Origin of the sequence: Metabacillus halosaccharovorans, assembly GCF_002019635.1 — a bacterium.
In the GTDB taxonomy this organism is placed as follows: domain Bacteria; phylum Bacillota; class Bacilli; order Bacillales; family Bacillaceae; genus Metabacillus; species Metabacillus halosaccharovorans.
The window spans coordinates 1,557,005-1,573,120 of record NZ_KV917371.1; the positions used below are offsets into that span (position 1 = coordinate 1,557,005).

Consider the following 16,116-nt stretch of genomic DNA (forward strand, 5'->3'; position numbering starts at 1 on the left):
AAAAAACTTCAAGTTTTTTGAATCTTTCTTAAGTTATTTTCGTATAAAAATTAAGGAGGAAAAGCAGATGAGTATCTTAACTGTGAAGATTGAAGAAGCTGGTTATGATGAAAAGGCACCGGTGATTAAAGATATTGAATTTATCCTGAACAAAGGTGAAATGATTGGACTAATCGGACCAAATGGTGCTGGTAAGAGTACAACCATTAAGACATTACTAGGTGTTATGGAATATGTAAAAGGAACAGTAACAAAGCAAGATCAAAGCGTATATGCTTATATACCGGAAAAACCAATTTTTTATGATCATTTGACATTATGGGAACATCTTGATTTAATCGCTTCCATCAATAGGATAGATGATAACGTATTAAATGAACGTGCTCATACATATTTGAAAACATTTAAAATGGAAAAGGTAAAACATGAAATGCCTGCTACTTTTTCTAAAGGGATGCAGCAGAAAGTGATGATCATCCAAGCATTGATTCTAAGGCCTGATTTTTATATTGTAGATGAGCCTTTTATCGGCCTTGATCCCAGTGCGATTAAGAAGTTTTTAATGATTATAGAAGAAGAAAGAAAACGAGGTGCAGGTGTATTAATGTGTACACATGTTCTTGATACAGCTGAAAAAATTTGTGATCGTTTTTTGCTTGTGTCAGAAGGGAAAATTGTTGCAAGAGGGACAGTTGATGATATAAGAGAAAAGACAGGTTTAGAGAATGGATCATTATTAGATTGCTTTTATCTAATCGAAGAAGGTCTTTAAGATGAGCGGTGTCAAGATATGGTGGTTACGTGCAAAGCGAGATGGGCTTTATCAATTAAATATTTTACGGTCTGTTTTCGACTGGACCGTCATTGTATATCTTTTCATTCCTGCATTAATACTAGCTGGAATTGCCTATAAATCTTGGTGGGTTTCCATGCCGAGTTGGCTTTCTCCTTTTCCATACGAGCTATTTTTTCTGGTTTGTTTTTTCTTTAGCTGGCAAGGGGGAATCCGAACGTTTATGGAAGAGGCAGATCAACTTGCTCTCCTTCAGTTTCCTAAAAGCATTTATACAATAAGATATATAGGTGTAATCTATTCGTGGGGATTGCTTATAGGAAAATGGATAGTGATCTCTTTATGGCTATATCCTTTACTAAATCATTTTCCGGAGCTAGATGCAGTTTATTTTTATTTATACGTGATATTCTTTATATGTTTAAATGTGCTTCTTACAACGTATAAGCAAATCATTTATCGTTATGGATTATTGAAAAGAATTCTTATTCATTGCATTGTGTTTATCATGATTGCTGTATTGGTTTATTTCACTCTATTCAACTTGATCAACTGGTTAATCACCATTATTTCATTCATTTTTATTCTTTATGCCATTTGGCAAGTGAAAATCTATCAATCTCAATTAGGAACTTTCTATACCGATGTTGAGAAAGAACAGCGAATTAAGGTTAAATATATCTCCTTATTTTTTGCTATTAACCCTGAAGTTTATATGCCAAAAGCAAAGAAACAGAAGAAACGTTCATGGGTATTATGGAGAAACTCTACTAGAATATTTCAAGAGCGTACACCGGAAAATGGCGTTACTGAGCTTTTTATAAAAGCTTCCCTTCGTGATAAATCGAATATATTTCGTTATCTGCAACTTCTCTCTGTTACTACAGTTATTATTTTTGCTGTGCCCATATGGTTTAAATGGCTGGTGTTTATCGCATTTTACTTTTTCTTTAGTATGTGGATTGGGATGTTATTTCAAGAATTAGTAAAACAAAATCCATACCTGTCAATTGATTATGGCAAAGAAGATTATATGTTTAAAGCTAAGAAAAAATGTGAAAATCGATTCGTCTATCCCGCTCTGATTGTTGTGTTCCTTGTAACATGTTTATCTACCACCATTTCCAGTATGTTTTTCTAGTCTCTTTCTTCGTAATTGTCTTCAAGGTGTGCTAGGCTATAATCTATAGACAAAAAGTTTATTTGTTTACATACTAAATATCAAATATTTGTATACAATGTAAGGAATGGAACTATCGGAGGGAATATGTATTGATTATTTTAAAGAGTAAACGTGAAATTGAACTAATGCACAAAGCTGGTCAGCTATTAGCAGATTGTCACAAAGAAATTGCTAAGTTGATAAAGCCGGGTATAACAACGTTGGAAATCGATGCTTTTGTTGAAAACTACCTGAAAAAGCATGGAGCAACTCCAGAGCAAAAAGGGTACAAAGGTTATGAATATGCAACATGTGCATCCATTAACGATGAAATATGTCATGGATTTCCGAGAAAAACTCCTTTAAAGAGCGGAGATATTGTGACCATTGATATGGTTGTGAACCTTAATGGTGCACTGGCAGACTCTGCGTGGTCATATGCAGTTGGCGACATATCGCCTGAAGCAAGGAGGTTATTGCAAGTAACAGAAGAAGCTTTAAGTAAAGGGATCGAACAATCAGTTGTAGGAAATCGCCTGGGTGATATTGGACATGCGATTCAATCGTTTGTTGAAGCTGAAGGTTTTTCGGTTGTAAGAGACTTTACCGGTCATGGAATTGGCAGAACTATTCACGAACCGCCAACAATCCTTCACTATGGAGACGCTAATAAAGGGCAAAGGCTTAAAGAAGGCATGGTCATAACAATAGAACCAATGGTAAACATCGGTGCATGGAAATCCAAAATGGACAGTAACGGCTGGACTGCCAGAACAATAGATGGAAAACTCTCTGCACAATATGAACATACAATTGCGATTACGAAAGAAGGACCATTTATTTTAACAAAACAGTGATTTTTTCTAAAAGGAAAGGGCCAGATCGGATAATACGATCTGGCCCTTTCCTTTTTAATGTCCCCCAATAAAAGCGAGTTGGATAAAAAATAAAACCGCAAAGATATAGACAAATATATGAACTTCTTTCCATTTTCCTTTAGCTATTTTCATTAAAGGATATGAAATGAATCCAAGGGCAATACCTGTTGCAATACTGGAAGTCAGCGGCATGCTTAATACGACCAGGAATGCAGGAAATGCTTCATCAAGCTCTTTCCAATTGATTTCTGAGATTGCACCCATCATTAAGCTCCCAACAATGATTAAAGCAGGGGCTGTAATAGCTGAAAGATTAGACACAGCTCCAATTAAAGGGCTAAAGAAAAGGGTAAGTCCAAACAAGATGGATACTGTTAAGGTTGTTAAACCAGTACGACCTCCGGCTGCAACTCCTGAAGATGATTCAATATACGCGCTAGTAGGGCTTGTTCCGAACATAGCTCCAACTGTTGTGGCAGCAGAATCAGCTAAAAGAGCGGTTCTTGCACGAGGAAGTTCATTCCCTTTCATTAAACCGGCTTGTTGGGCAACACCAATCATTGTGCCTGTCGTATCAAATATTGTTACGAGTAAGAAGGAAAAAACAACAGCATATAAACCATGTGAGATCACGTCTGTTAAAGCTGTAAAAGGATTTGTAACAATAAGACCTTCCGGTAAGCTGGGGAATGATACAAAACCTTGTTCAAATGAAAGCTGCCCGGTGAAGAAAGCAATGACTGCTGTGATGACCATACCAATAAACAATGCTCCATGAACATTTAAACTCATCAATACCAATGTAACAGCAAGTCCGATTAAGGCTAATACAACGGATGGTGAGTGTAGGTCTCCTAATGCAACTAAATTGTTAGGATCTGACGTAACAATACCAGTTAATCGCAGTCCAATAAAGGCAATAAAAAGACCGATACCAGCTGTAATTCCGTGTTTTAAATTATTAGGAATTGCTTCAATCAGTTTTTTGCGAAATGGTGTTAAAGACAAGATGACAAAGATAATACCTGCCACAAAAACAGCTGAAAATGCAGTCGTGTATGTAATGTTTTCATTAGCACCAACGACAGAATAAGCAAAGTATGCATTTAATCCCATTCCGGGAGCAATAGCGATTGGATAGTTTGCAGACAGGGCCATCCATAAAGTTCCGACAATCGTTGCAATAATTGTTGCTGTAAAGACTTGGTCAAAAGGAACTCCGGCGTCTGCCAATACAATCGGGTTGACAACAACAATATAAACCATTGTTAAAAAAGTAGTAATTCCTGCAATAATCTCAGTTCGTGCGTTCGTTTTGTTTTCTGATAACTTAAACATATGTACCTCCGGGTTTACGAACATTTTTCAAAACATCTTATATATTATTCGTTTTTTGTCTATATTGCAATAGTTTTCTCTTCTTTTTGCATTTCTATGATATTTAAGTGAAAATAGATAGAAACTACTCATGAGATGGTTTTATTCACCTAGGAGTGCACACACATGTTAGTATGTTAGTAGAACATTTATATCATTTGCAGGAGGTTAACAAATGGATTGGAAGAAAGAAGTAGAAAATCGAAAAGATGATCTCATAAAAGATACACAAGCATTTCTGAGAATAAAAAGCGTACTTGATGAAGAAACAAAATCAGCAGAAGCTCCATTTGGTGATGGAATTAACGAAGCTTTCTTGCATTTGCTCGAACTTGGTGAAGCATCAGGATTTACAGTGAAGAATGTGGATGGATATGCCGGTCATATTGAGTTATCAGGTACTTCAGAAGAAATTGTCGGGATATTATGTCATGTAGATGTAGTACCTGAAGGTGATGGATGGACAAGTGATCCATATCATGCAGAAATCCGTGACGGTAAAATTTTTGCAAGAGGAGCAATGGATGATAAAGGACCGACAATAGCTGCCTTCTACGCAATGAAAATAGTGAAAGAACTTAACTTACCCTTAACGAAGAATGTCCGGATGATTATTGGTACAGATGAAGAAAGTGAATGGCGTTGTGTTGATCATTATTTTAAACATGAAAAAATGCCTGAGCTTGGATTTGCCCCTGATGCAGATTTTCCTATAATCCACGCTGAAAAAGGTATTATTGACTTAACAATAAAACAACAACAAGTTGAAAAAGAACAGCGAACGTCGGAATTAACTCTTGGATCTTTTCAGTCCGGAAGAAGATATAATATGGTTCCTGATTATGCGGAAGCAGTATTAAAAGGGGAAGAGAATCTGGCAAAGGTTGAAATATTATTTGCCGAATTCTTAAGTGACAATGAAGTGAAAGGGCAACATCATCTTGAAGCTGACTCATTAAAACTTTCAATTGAAGGTGTTTCTGCTCATGCAATGGAACCGAATAATGGGAAAAACGCTGGAATTATATTAGCGGCATTTTTACATAAGTTGGAACTTGATCAAAAAGCACATCATTTTGTGAGCACGATTGTAGATAAATTTGAAAGTGACACTCGAGGAAATAAACTAAACATAGCGTTTAAAGATGAGATTAGTGGTGAGCTAACGTTAAATGTTGGGATCATCTCTTATCAGGAAGAAAGACTTGGACAAATCGGAATAAATATTCGTTATCCGGTGACAGGTAATTCTGAACAAATAAAAGAAAAAATGTTACAGATAATTGGTTTTGAGCTGCAATCATTTGATGATTCTAAGCCTCATCATGTTGAGAAAAATCATCCACTCATTCAAGCACTCCAAAAAGTATATGAAGAGCAAACAGGTGATCACGCTGAATTAATTGCAATAGGCGGAGGAACATATGCAAGGTCATTAGAGGCAGGAGTTGCTTTTGGACCTTTATTTCCGGGTCGACCGGATGTCGCCCATCAAAAGGATGAATACATTGAGATTGAAGATCTTTTAAAAGCAACAGCGATTTATGCTCAAGCTATTTATGAATTAGCAAAATAAGAGAAAGAAAAAAGATGATTTTTATGATCATCTTTTTTCTTGGAAATTTAATTAAACAAACACATCACTAGACAAATAACGTTCGCCTGTATCACATGTAATACAAACAATAACATCCTCAGGAGTTAAGCGCTTGGCAACTTCAATTGCTGCGAAGCAAGCTGCACCTGATGATGGACCGACTAATAATCCTTCCTCACTTGCCAGTCTTCTAGTGATATCGTACGCTTGTTTATCTTCAATTTTAAATATTTCATCATAAACCTGTTGATTTAAAATAGGAGGGATAAAACCGGGGCTTGTCCCAACTAATTTATGATTTCCGGGTTTTCCTCCAGAAAGGACAGGGGATCCTGCTGGTTCAACTACATGAACCGTTAAATTTTTATAATGTTCCTTTAGTGCTTCACCTGTGCCTGTAATCGTCCCACCGGTTCCTGCTGTTGCAACAAAAGCTGAAAGCGGCTTTCCAATCTCGTCCATTGCTTCTATAATTTCTCTTGCAGTTGTATGTCTATGTGCATCAGGGTTAGCAGGGTTATCGAATTGCATCGGTATAAAAGAATTTGGTATTTCCTTTGCTAGTTGTTCCGCCTTTTTAATTGAACCGGGCATTCTTTCGGCACCAGGTGTTAAGACAACCTCTGCTCCATAAGCTTTTAGTAAATTAATTCGCTCCTTAGTCATTGTATCAGGCATGACAAGTATAGCTTTATATCCACGTGCTGCTGCGTTCATAGCAATTCCAATTCCTGTATTGCCGCTGGTTGGTTCAATAATGGTTGAGTTAGGTTTTAATAAACCTTTACGTTCAGCTTCTACAATCATATTGAAAGCAGCCCGATCCTTTACACTTCCACTTGGATTGAAAAACTCCAACTTTAAGTAAATGGCTGCCCCTCCCTTTGGATTCACTTTATTTAATTTTACCAATGGGGTATTCCCTATAAGTTCAGACATATTTTGAACAACTTTCACGTCAATCACTTTCCTTTCGGTAGTATCTCAGTTATGTGTTTGTGATTTAATGGTTAAGAGGATTGATAAAATTATAACGTAACTGAAAAAAATATCACAATAATAGGTTTAGCTTATATGAAATGATTAAACTATATCCTTTTAATAGGAGACATTGTGGGATAGAATAAAGAAATATACTCAGTCTGAATCGTTGGCAAATAATGAAATAGCAAACTTAGTGCATATTAAATCTTCTTGGAGGGCTACAATGAAGAAACATTATTTTCTCGCGGTACCTATTGAAGAAAAGCAAAGAATGATACTTCAAAACTGGATACATAATCATAAATCATCACTACCTTTTAAGTCATGGGTTCATCCTGAAGATTATCATATTACCCTTGCTTTTTTAGGAGATATTGAACAACATAGCAATTTAATTGAGTTAACAAAAAGAGTTAATGAAACATTGAAAAATGATCAACAGTTTGAGATTTCGCTAAAAGGGATTGATGTTTTTGGCAAAGCAGAATCACCAAGAATCCTTTGGGCAGGTGTAGAGCATTCTGCATCACTAAATTATTTGCAAACACGAATTGTAAAGGCGTGTGAAGAAACAGGTTTTCAACTTGACCGTAAACCATTTCGTCCTCATATCACACTGGCTAGAAAATGGAATTCTGTCCAACCCTTTATAAAATTTGCAAGGCTGGACGAAGTGTTTAATGATCAACCATCACCAAGCCTTGTATCGTCAATACATTTATATCAAACAAACCTTGATCAAATTCCTAAATATGAAGCGATTAATATCTTTCCTTTAAAACGGAAATAAGGTTATCCTTTGAAACTGCTGTTTTGGGGGGAGAGAGGCAGAAATGTTGAAATATGTTTATTTTATTCTACAAATTGCTCTTTTATATATAATTTTTTTTATAGGTGAATGGATTCAACTGATTACCCACATGCCAATACCAGGAAGTATTATTGGAATGATCATATTGTTTTTAGCGCTAATCTTTAAGGTTATCAGACGGGAATGGATTTCTTTGGGAAGTAATTTCCTTTTAAACAATCTTCCACTTCTCTTTGTTCCTGCTACCGTAGGGATCATTGATTATCTTGAATTATTTAGTGGCTATGGATTTCTCAGCTTGATCATCTCTTTTGTCAGTACAATGGTTGTTTTCATTGCTTCATCAATCATAAGTGAAAAGTTGTTGAAAAATGAGAAGAGGCTCTTAAACAATAAGGAGTTACATTTATGAGTTGGATCATATATGCTGTCGGATTTATTTTTCTAACAGTTCTCGTTTTTTTCTTAATGAAAAAACTTTACCAGCGTTTTTCATATCCTGTTTTTGTTCCAATATTTACAACAAGCCTGCTCATTGTTTGTTTTTTATTGCTTTTTAATATTTCTTATCATACATATATGAGTGGAGGAGAATGGATTGCAAAACTTTTAGGACCTGCTGTAGTGGCATTAGCCATTCCATTGTTTGATCACCGTGAGATGTTAAAAAAATATTTTTTTACTATCGTGTTCAGTGTTTGTATTGGGGCTATTATCGGCATTTCCAGTGGACTGGCATTAGGGGTTATTTTTCAGTTAGATCAAAATCTGCTCCTTTCGATTGCACCAAAATCAGTTACCACACCGATAGCAATGGATATTAGTGAGCTGAGTGGAGGAACTCCAACACTGACCGCAGTGTATGTGATGATAGCGGGGATTTCTGGTGCAATGTTTGGACATTTTGGCATGAACCTCTTTAAGGTGAAAAACCCAATAGCAAAGGGAATTGGATTTGGCACCGCATCACATGGGATTGGTACAGCAAAAGCTTTAGAAATAGGTAGTTTAGAAGGGGCAATTAGCTCAATATCTATGACATTAAGTGCGATCATGACCAGCATCTTTTGTCCGATCATTATATCTATTATTTTTTAGGTCATGTTTTAAGAGGAGTTGGAAAGCATTTGGCGCAAATTATTAAACTTTATGACTATATTTCACGCTATGAAATAGATGCTTATCGGTATCCTAGTCAGTTTATACGGTTAAAACGTCAGCAATGGAACAAGGTTTCACATGCGTGGGAACATAACATGTTTCACACTGTCATGAAGGTAAGTGAACAACCAATTAATACAGTGGAAGAACCGAAGGGAAGATTCATTGAAAAAATTAAAAATCGATTGTCGAAGCACGAAGAGCCACCAAAGGAAGCTAAGCCATTAATTAGGGATGCTGTTTTGGATGATGATGAATTGCAATTTGCATTTACCACCGTTCCTAGAACAAAGGAAGATTTAAAGCACTTATTTTTAGATTATATTTTTCGATTTCAAGTTCGCTGGGCAAGTTCAACAATACGCGAGAAGTCGTCTGTAGACCTGGCAATATATCGAGATCAATTATTACAATACTTTGCTAAACGACTCCCGGATCATTATTTGTTCCTTTATCGACCGATTTTTAAATTAAAAAATGCACCTGTAGAATTAGACATCATTTTAATTGGTACAACAGAGATATACTGTATCACGATTGTTGAACAACAAAACGATACAGTTTTTATAGGCTCAAAAGAAAATTTCTGGCTTGCTCGTAAAGGGGAGGATCAAAAAAAATTCCTCAATCCGCTGCTTAGCTTAAATCGAACAGGTACGATTGTTCAAAAGCTGATTACGTCAAACAACATTGATCTTTCTGTCAAAAAAATGGTGATCAGTCGAAATGGATATATCGACTATCCCTTTGTTCCATATGATATTTCAATCTTAGATAAAAGATCATATAACGAGTGGTTCCAGCGGCTGAGACAGACTTCTGCTCCATTAAAACATACACAATTAAAAGGAGCCCAAGTACTTCTTTCACACTGCGTAACAAACTCCTATTATCGTAAGGAGTGGAATGACACTCCTTAGATGAAGTTAGATATAAGACATGAACACATACATAAACGAGTACATAAACTAAGATAAAGATGGAGTTATAAGGATGAATGGATTATTTTTTATTATTAATCAACATTCAGGGTTTGGTAGGGGTGAAAAGGCGTGGAAAAAAGTAAAAAAAGAACTCGAGAAGAAAAAAATATCGTTCCGTTCTTTTTATACAGACTATCATGGACATGCTGAAGTACTTGCCAGACAAATTGCCACCATTCAAGACTATCATTTAAAAACAATTATTGGTGTTGGTGGTAACGGTACAATGAATGAAATTGTAAACGGTTTAAGTGGTTTTACCAAAGTGAAAATAGCCTTTCTCTATACAGGAAGAACAACACAACGGTCTCATTCCAGATTATCCTCTAACCCATCAAAAGCTATAAAGAATATCCTTAAGATGTTGAGCAGACCTGTCAATAAGGTAGATCTTGTTGAATATCAACTTGAAGGAAAAGGTGTAAAAAGAAAGTATTTTAACAAGCTTGGAATGGGTCTCACAACAAAGGTGATTGAACAAGAAAACTTGCTAAAAAAAGAATTAATGAAGCCCATTTTATTTCGCATCAGGTTTATGACAGGCTTTATAAAGGTAATATGGGGTTATCAGCCAATTTCCATTATGATGAAGACTGATAAACAAGAAATGGTACAGCATGATAATGTTTGGTTACTATCTGTATCAAACCAACCATATCAATGGGCAGGAATTAAAATAGCTCCAAAAGCCAAAGAAAATGATGGAATGTTAACAATAACAATGATTAAAAATATATCTCTTTTTCAGCTAGTTGTCTTTCTTGTATTTAAACAAATGAGTCATCATGTAAAACAGAATGCTTTCTCTGAATTCACTTGTGAGAAAATAATGATTTCTACGAATGCTGTTCAAACTATTGAGGCCGACGGTGAGCTAATTGGTGAAAGTCCGGTGACAGTCGTTGTGAAAAAGTCTCATAGTGAATTAGTCATATAAATTTAAACTCTCATTTGGGGGTGCTCATCTTGCTTAATATTAATAGGCCATTTGAAGCTTTCTTAGATAAAATAGATGAAGTGACAATTCTTATTCCGAAGGATCGGGATGGAGAAAAGAAGAATTTCTCACTTATGTTAAACAAAGGGACTGAACCCCTTTTCATTATAGATCGAATGGATATTGGAACACATAGTAAATATATTTGTAAACTTCCTTGTGAGTTTCAGTTTGGGAAAACGTATATGATTACCGATGAGCAAGGGACAGAAACAGATCTTCAAATAGGTTCTGTTATACGGACGTTCGAGTTTGATGAAAAATTTGCTTATCCTGCATCAGATTTAGGAGCAAATTATTCAAAAGAACGTACAGACTGGAAAGTATGGGCACCAACAGCTACACATATGAAACTACGTCTTTATCTTCAAAATGAACAAGTATTTGAAACCTATCAAATGACCAGAGAAGAAAAAGGAACATGGTCTATTTCCTTAGAGGGAGATTATGATGGATATTATTACACCTATCTTGCCTGTATAAATTTATTGTGGAATGAAGCAGTAGATCCTTATACTAAGGCAGTTTCTATTAATGGAAAATATGGTGTAATTATTGATGAACAAAAAACAAATGTACCCAAAAATAATCTTCCTCATTTAAAAAGCAAAACAGATGCCATTATATACGAAGCCCATATCCGTGATTTCTCAATCCATGAAAACAGCGGTCTTGTTCATAAGGGAAAATATGAAGCTTGGCTTGAAACTCTAACAAATAACAGCCAAGGTGATCCTACAGGAATTAGTTATTTGAAGGAATTAGGGGTCACACATATCGAACTCTTGCCGGTAAATGATTTTGAAGAGGTGGATGAAAAAAAACCGCAAGATTCCTATAATTGGGGCTATAATCCACTTCATTTTTTTGCTCCCGAAGGTAGTTACTCAAAATATCCGGAGGATCCGTATAAAAGAATTATTGAACTAAAATCAGTCGTTCAATCTCTTCATAAGCAAGGCTTGAGAGTAATTCTTGATGTTGTATTTAATCATGTTTATTCAAAAGAAAATTCATCATTTGAAAAATTATTACCTGGTTATTATTTCAGATATGATGAAAATGGAATGCCTTCAAATGGAACTGGCGTGGGAAATGATCTTGCATCCGAACGCTATATGGTAAGAAAATTTATTGTTGATTGTGTCACATATTGGATGAAAGAGTTTGATATTGATGGTTTCCGGTTTGACTTAATGGGAATTCATGATATAGAAACAATGAATCAAGTTGAAGCAGCTGTTCTAACATTAAAGCCGGATGCATTCCTGCTGGGAGAAGGTTGGGATTTAAATACTCCTCTACCATTGGAACAAAAAACAATCATTAAAAATGCACACAAAGTACCCAATATCAGTTTTTTCAATGATCAGTTTCGTGATGTGATAAAAGGAAGTACATTCAGTCTGAACGACACTGGATTTGTGTACGAAAATATGGGTAAATTTGATCAAACAAAGCTTCTGATTAGTGGTTCAACAACAATATTTGCTAATCCCGAACAATCCATTAACTATGTTGAATCACATGACAATCATACAATGTGGGATCGATTCTTCTTATTTTCTGAAACAGAAGAAAAGGAGATAAAGCAAGCAAGGCACCGGTTGGCAACAGGTATTGTCATATTATCACAGGGAGTCCCTTTTCTACATGCCGGTCAGGAGTTTTTCCGGACGAAAAAAGGTGTGGAGAATAGTTATAATTCCCCTGATCATATCAATTGCCTTAACTGGAGCGACCGCTCAAGTTATAAAGATAATATTGAGTATATTAAAGGATTAATAAAGCTAAGAAAACAGCATGGTGGTTTTCGTCTCACAACAAAAAAACATATTGAGAAGCATTTATCCTTTAGTACTAATCAACAGCTGCTTTCTTATCACCTGAGAGATATTGGAGTATTCGGTCCTTGGGAGCAAATATATGTTGTACATCATGTTCAATTAAATCTTTCCCATGATTTAAGACTTCCGGGCGGTGGGGAATGGATGCAAATTGTAAGTCCGACACATATCTTTTTGGATTCACCAACTGCAGTGAAAAATGAAATCAAGGTGAATGAAATAGGAACGTATGTTTTTTGTAAAAACTAGGATTTTAGTTTTGCTTGACTAGTCTTATCATAAGGGGATAAAATTTAATAGGATGGCTATAGTGCAATATTTTATATAATTACTAATAGCTATCCTTTTTATGTGAATAAACATTAAACTAAGCATAGGATTGACTGTACTTATACCTGAAAAGGAAAACGTTAAAAACATGCTAATCTTAAATGATAAATTATATTATGAAATGTTGGGTTGAAATTGAAGGTGAACTGGTTGGAACAAGTATTAGGTAGTGAGTGGAAGATTACACCTGCTGGAGGAGCAACAGGAGATGCATACTTTGCAACAAATGACGAGCAGGAGCTTTTCTTAAAGCGAAACAGTTCTCCGTTTTTAGCTGTTCTTTCTGCTGAAGGCATCGTTCCAAAATTAATATGGACAAAGCGGATGGAAAATGGTGATGTAATTACAGCACAACACCGAATTGGCCGTGAGCTTAAACCGAAAGATATGAATGGTCAAAATGTTGCTGAGCTATTAAGAAAAATTCATCGTTCTAAAGAACTGCTTGATATGCTCAAGCGCTTAGGAAAGCAACCGCTCACTCCTAATTCCATTGTGGAAGATATAAAGGAAGCAGTTGCTTTTGAAGGGATAAACCTTTCAATCATAAATGAAGCACTTGAATTATTAACCAAACAGCTGCCGAATGTACAATGTGATGAACAAGTTGTTTGTCATTGCGATGTCAATCATAATAATTGGCTTTTGTCTGACGAAAACCAACTATATTTAATTGATTGGGATGGTGCAATGATTGCCGATCCGGCTATTGATGTCGGCATATTGTTATATTGGTATATTGATGAAGCTGATTGGAGAGAGTGGCTTTTATCGTATGGACTTATATTGGATGAACATTTAAAAACAAGAATTTACTGGTATGTGCTATTACAAGCACTTACTTCATTTTTATGGTATTATGCGAAAAATAATGAAAAAGAAAAACAGAATTGGATTGAGCATATTCACATCATAATGAGAAAGATCATGACATGTTAAGAATAAGTGTCAATATCTTGAATCCACTGAGACAATTGTTGTTGATGTGATTCAATATGCTGATCCAGAGCTGTTGAATTTTTACCAGCTTGACTGTAAGAATAAATATCTTCCAGTAAGGTTTTCGCTTGTTGGTTTGTATTTCCGTTAACCATCAACGATTTAATGACTCTTTCAAGTTGTTCACATTCTGCAACTGTTCCACAGCATTCACTTTGATGATCTGATAAAATATCTTTTAATAAATTCACTTGGTCATGGTATTGGATTGGCAAAATAAACACTCCTTTTCATTGGCCATATACATATAATGTGTGACTTTAGAACAAAAATATTCAAGAATAGACCAAGTAAGGATGAGAGAAGAAAGGGAAACACCCTTAATTCAAATCATTCTTTTTCTTTGTACTATAAGAAAGTATAAAATTTTATACTGAGTTTTAGTGTCCAGCTCCAGCGGCTAGCCCCTCTAGGGTCTAGCCACAAATGAATTGAAGACAAAGAACGTCTTCTATTCATTTGCGTCTTATTTGCCCTAGGCTGATCAAGGCGCTTGCGCTTGTTTCTAAAAGATGTCTTAAATATTGGTAAGAACGAAATAATCCTTGCGGACAAGGTTTTATTCATGGTATCTTTTAAAACGATATTAAATCGATAGAGGTGTCTACATGCGTTTACGTCACAAACCTTGGGCCGGTGATTTTATTGCCGAGCAATCAGAATATGCTATTTCAAATCCTGAACAATATAAAGGAAAATGGCATGAGGTCTTTGGAAATGATAATCCAATTCATATAGAAGTTGGAACAGGTAAAGGGCAATTTTTAGCTGGAATGTCCCAACAGAATTCTGATATTAATTATATAGGTATTGAATTATTCGATAGTGTCATTGTGGCAGCTATTCAAAAAGCTGTGGATTTACAGAGCCGTAACTTAAAATTTCTTAATGTAAATGCTAAAGATTTAGCAGAGTATTTTGCACCTGGTGAAATTGATCGAGTTTATTTGAATTTTTCAGATCCTTGGCCAAAATCGCGTCATGCAAAAAGAAGACTCACATATAAAAGTTTTTTGGCATTGTATGAAGAAATTCTTGTAAAAGGTGGAGAAATTCATTTTAAAACAGATAATCAAGGTTTATTTGAATATTCTTTAATAAGCTTCTCTGAATATGGATTACAATTAAAGTTTGTCAGTCTAGACCTCCATAATAGCGAGTATGAGGGTAATGTCATGACAGAGTATGAAGAGAAATTTTCAGAAAAAGGTCAGAGGATCTACCGTGTTGAAGCAAAATATATGAACGAAGCTATTCGAGATTAAAATAAGATGATGAAAATACCACGGAGATTTGTGGTATTTTTTTATTTCTTCAAACAGACAATGCAGCCTCACAAATACCCTTGATCCTACATATAAATAAATGAATTGCTGAGTTAATTGCCTATATTGGTTAGAACTATCTATGTTTGCCCAAGGTGATTTTCCTTACTAAATTGTGATCATACAGGGGTGTTTGAAAATGAAAAAAGCAAAAGAATTATTAAATCTTCCTATTATCAATATTACGGAAGGAAGTCAGGTAGGCTTTGTTAAAGATCTGGTTATTGATCCAAGTGAATTGTCTGTAGAATTTTTTATTGTTGGCCAGGGGGATTGGCAAGTGGGAGTGAATGCTCTTCGGTATGAGAATGTCATCGGTGTCGGAGAGTTTGCTGTCATTGTAGAAGGAGATCAACCTTTATTGGACTTAAGAGACATACCTTTATTATATAAAAAAGGTAACTTAAATGGAGCTCAAGTTGTGACAACAGGAGGAGACTTTGCAGGAAGTATCGTAGATTATTACTTCAATGAAGAAAATGGTCAATTAGAGACCTTACTCATAAATTCTTCTAACCAGGAATTGTTTTTCCCAATCGAAAACGTTATTTCCCTTGGTAGAGAGTTTATAATGGTTAATGGATCAATATCGGATATGATCCCAAGAATGGAAGGCAATGAACAGCAGGGAGCTGCTTTACAAAGACGGGAAGGACAACAGAACATTAAGAAAGAGGCTCTAAAGGTCATGTTAAGCGAATTAATGAAAAAAGACCTTTCCAAAGAAATCAATAACCCCCAAAAAACGGAGGAAGAGTAAAGAATCGTTATTTTTACTTAATCATGTGACCAGGTCATCATCGACTTTGGTCTTTTATTGTTTTTGGAGAATGTTGTATCAAGTATGTCAAGTTTTCTTTAAAAACAGTTCA

The 16,116-nt window shown here is 35.4% G+C and carries 16 protein-coding genes; 13 read left to right on the forward strand and 3 right to left on the reverse strand.

Translation table 11 applies throughout. From position 1 onward, the window contains the following. Window positions 1-67: 67 nt before the first annotated feature. From BK577_RS07165 to map, 3 genes are all read left to right on the forward strand, one after another. Entirely contained in the window at window positions 68-772 is a 705-nt protein-coding gene (locus BK577_RS07165) for an ABC transporter ATP-binding protein (protein WP_078432280.1), read from the forward strand. 1 nt (window position 773) lies between these two features. After that, window positions 774-1,934, forward strand: coding sequence for an ABC transporter permease (locus tag BK577_RS07170; RefSeq protein WP_078432281.1), 1,161 nt, complete (start codon window positions 774-776; stop codon window positions 1,932-1,934). A 131-nt stretch (window positions 1,935-2,065) separates the two neighbouring features. Then, window positions 2,066-2,812, forward strand: coding sequence for a type I methionyl aminopeptidase (gene map / locus BK577_RS07175; RefSeq protein ID WP_078432282.1), 747 nt, complete (start codon window positions 2,066-2,068; stop codon window positions 2,810-2,812). A 54-nt stretch (window positions 2,813-2,866) separates the two neighbouring features. On the opposite strand, the gene BK577_RS07180 is transcribed toward map, so the two are convergent. Continuing rightward, on the reverse strand, window positions 2,867-4,171 hold the full coding sequence (locus BK577_RS07180) for an NCS2 family permease (RefSeq protein ID WP_078432283.1): 1,305 nt from the start codon (window positions 4,169-4,171) through the stop codon (window positions 2,867-2,869). Window positions 4,172-4,385: 214 nt separating this feature from the next. On the opposite strand from BK577_RS07180, the gene pepV reads away from it, so the two are divergent. Continuing rightward, window positions 4,386-5,786, forward strand: coding sequence for a dipeptidase PepV (gene pepV / locus BK577_RS07185; RefSeq protein ID WP_078432284.1), 1,401 nt, complete (start codon window positions 4,386-4,388; stop codon window positions 5,784-5,786). Window positions 5,787-5,837: 51 nt separating this feature from the next. On the opposite strand, the gene cysK is transcribed toward pepV, so the two are convergent. Beyond that, complete coding sequence (gene cysK / locus BK577_RS07190) at window positions 5,838-6,764, reverse strand: cysteine synthase A (protein ID WP_078432285.1); 927 nt, start codon at window positions 6,762-6,764, stop codon at window positions 5,838-5,840. Between the two features lie 250 nt (window positions 6,765-7,014). Here cysK and thpR point away from each other — a divergent pair, with 250 nt between their 5' ends. From thpR to BK577_RS07225, 7 genes are all read left to right on the forward strand, one after another. Continuing rightward, window positions 7,015-7,581, forward strand: coding sequence for an RNA 2',3'-cyclic phosphodiesterase (thpR, locus tag BK577_RS07195; protein WP_078432286.1), 567 nt, complete (start codon window positions 7,015-7,017; stop codon window positions 7,579-7,581). A gap of 43 nt (window positions 7,582-7,624) precedes the next feature. Further along, on the forward strand, window positions 7,625-8,014 hold the full coding sequence (locus BK577_RS07200) for a CidA/LrgA family protein (RefSeq protein WP_078432287.1): 390 nt from the start codon (window positions 7,625-7,627) through the stop codon (window positions 8,012-8,014). Further along, window positions 8,011-8,700, forward strand: a complete 690-nt coding sequence (locus BK577_RS07205; protein ID WP_078432288.1) for an LrgB family protein — start codon at window positions 8,011-8,013, stop codon at window positions 8,698-8,700. The genes BK577_RS07200 and BK577_RS07205 overlap by 4 nt, the downstream gene beginning before the upstream one ends. Window positions 8,701-8,729: 29 nt before the next feature. After that, a complete protein-coding gene (locus BK577_RS07210) occupies window positions 8,730-9,683 on the forward strand; it encodes a nuclease-related domain-containing protein (RefSeq protein WP_078432289.1) in 954 nt (317 codons plus the stop codon). A gap of 73 nt (window positions 9,684-9,756) precedes the next feature. Beyond that, window positions 9,757-10,683, forward strand: coding sequence for a diacylglycerol/lipid kinase family protein (locus tag BK577_RS07215; RefSeq protein ID WP_078432290.1), 927 nt, complete (start codon window positions 9,757-9,759; stop codon window positions 10,681-10,683). A gap of 29 nt (window positions 10,684-10,712) precedes the next feature. Beyond that, complete coding sequence (pulA, locus tag BK577_RS07220) at window positions 10,713-12,839, forward strand: type I pullulanase (RefSeq protein ID WP_078432291.1); 2,127 nt, start codon at window positions 10,713-10,715, stop codon at window positions 12,837-12,839. A gap of 222 nt (window positions 12,840-13,061) precedes the next feature. Continuing rightward, the gene (locus tag BK577_RS07225; protein ID WP_078432292.1) at window positions 13,062-13,859 is read left to right on the forward strand and encodes a phosphotransferase family protein; all 798 of its coding nucleotides are present in this window, start codon (window positions 13,062-13,064) and stop codon (window positions 13,857-13,859) included. On the opposite strand, the gene BK577_RS07230 is transcribed toward BK577_RS07225, so the two are convergent. Beyond that, window positions 13,856-14,134 (reverse strand): YtzH-like family protein, encoded by a 279-nt coding sequence (locus BK577_RS07230; RefSeq protein WP_078432293.1) that lies wholly within the window; start codon window positions 14,132-14,134, stop codon window positions 13,856-13,858. The genes BK577_RS07225 and BK577_RS07230 overlap by 4 nt on opposite strands. 393 nt (window positions 14,135-14,527) lie before the next feature. Here BK577_RS07230 and trmB point away from each other — a divergent pair, with 393 nt between their 5' ends. Continuing rightward, on the forward strand, window positions 14,528-15,184 hold the full coding sequence (gene trmB / locus BK577_RS07235) for a tRNA (guanosine(46)-N7)-methyltransferase TrmB (protein WP_078432294.1): 657 nt from the start codon (window positions 14,528-14,530) through the stop codon (window positions 15,182-15,184). A gap of 199 nt (window positions 15,185-15,383) precedes the next feature. Next, window positions 15,384-16,004, forward strand: a complete 621-nt coding sequence (locus tag BK577_RS07240; protein WP_078432295.1) for a PRC-barrel domain-containing protein — start codon at window positions 15,384-15,386, stop codon at window positions 16,002-16,004. Window positions 16,005-16,116: the final 112 nt, after the last annotated feature.

Bases quoted from the DNA above. Each gene is read 5' to 3' on its own strand.
- BK577_RS07165 (WP_078432280.1), top strand. From the start codon at position 68: ATGAGTATCTTAACTGTGAAGATTGAAGAAGCTGGTTATGATGAAAAG.
- BK577_RS07170 (WP_078432281.1), top strand. From the start codon at position 774: ATGAGCGGTGTCAAGATATGGTGGTTACGTGCAAAGCGAGATGGGCTT.
- BK577_RS07180 (WP_078432283.1), bottom strand. From the start codon at position 4,171: ATGTTTAAGTTATCAGAAAACAAAACGAACGCACGAACTGAGATTATT.
- pepV (WP_078432284.1), top strand. From the start codon at position 4,386: ATGGATTGGAAGAAAGAAGTAGAAAATCGAAAAGATGATCTCATAAAA.
- thpR (WP_078432286.1), top strand. From the start codon at position 7,015: ATGAAGAAACATTATTTTCTCGCGGTACCTATTGAAGAAAAGCAAAGA.
- BK577_RS07200 (WP_078432287.1), top strand. From the start codon at position 7,625: ATGTTGAAATATGTTTATTTTATTCTACAAATTGCTCTTTTATATATA.
- BK577_RS07205 (WP_078432288.1), top strand. From the start codon at position 8,011: ATGAGTTGGATCATATATGCTGTCGGATTTATTTTTCTAACAGTTCTC.
- BK577_RS07215 (WP_078432290.1), top strand. From the start codon at position 9,757: ATGAATGGATTATTTTTTATTATTAATCAACATTCAGGGTTTGGTAGG.
- trmB (WP_078432294.1), top strand. From the start codon at position 14,528: ATGCGTTTACGTCACAAACCTTGGGCCGGTGATTTTATTGCCGAGCAA.
- BK577_RS07240 (WP_078432295.1), top strand. From the start codon at position 15,384: ATGAAAAAAGCAAAAGAATTATTAAATCTTCCTATTATCAATATTACG.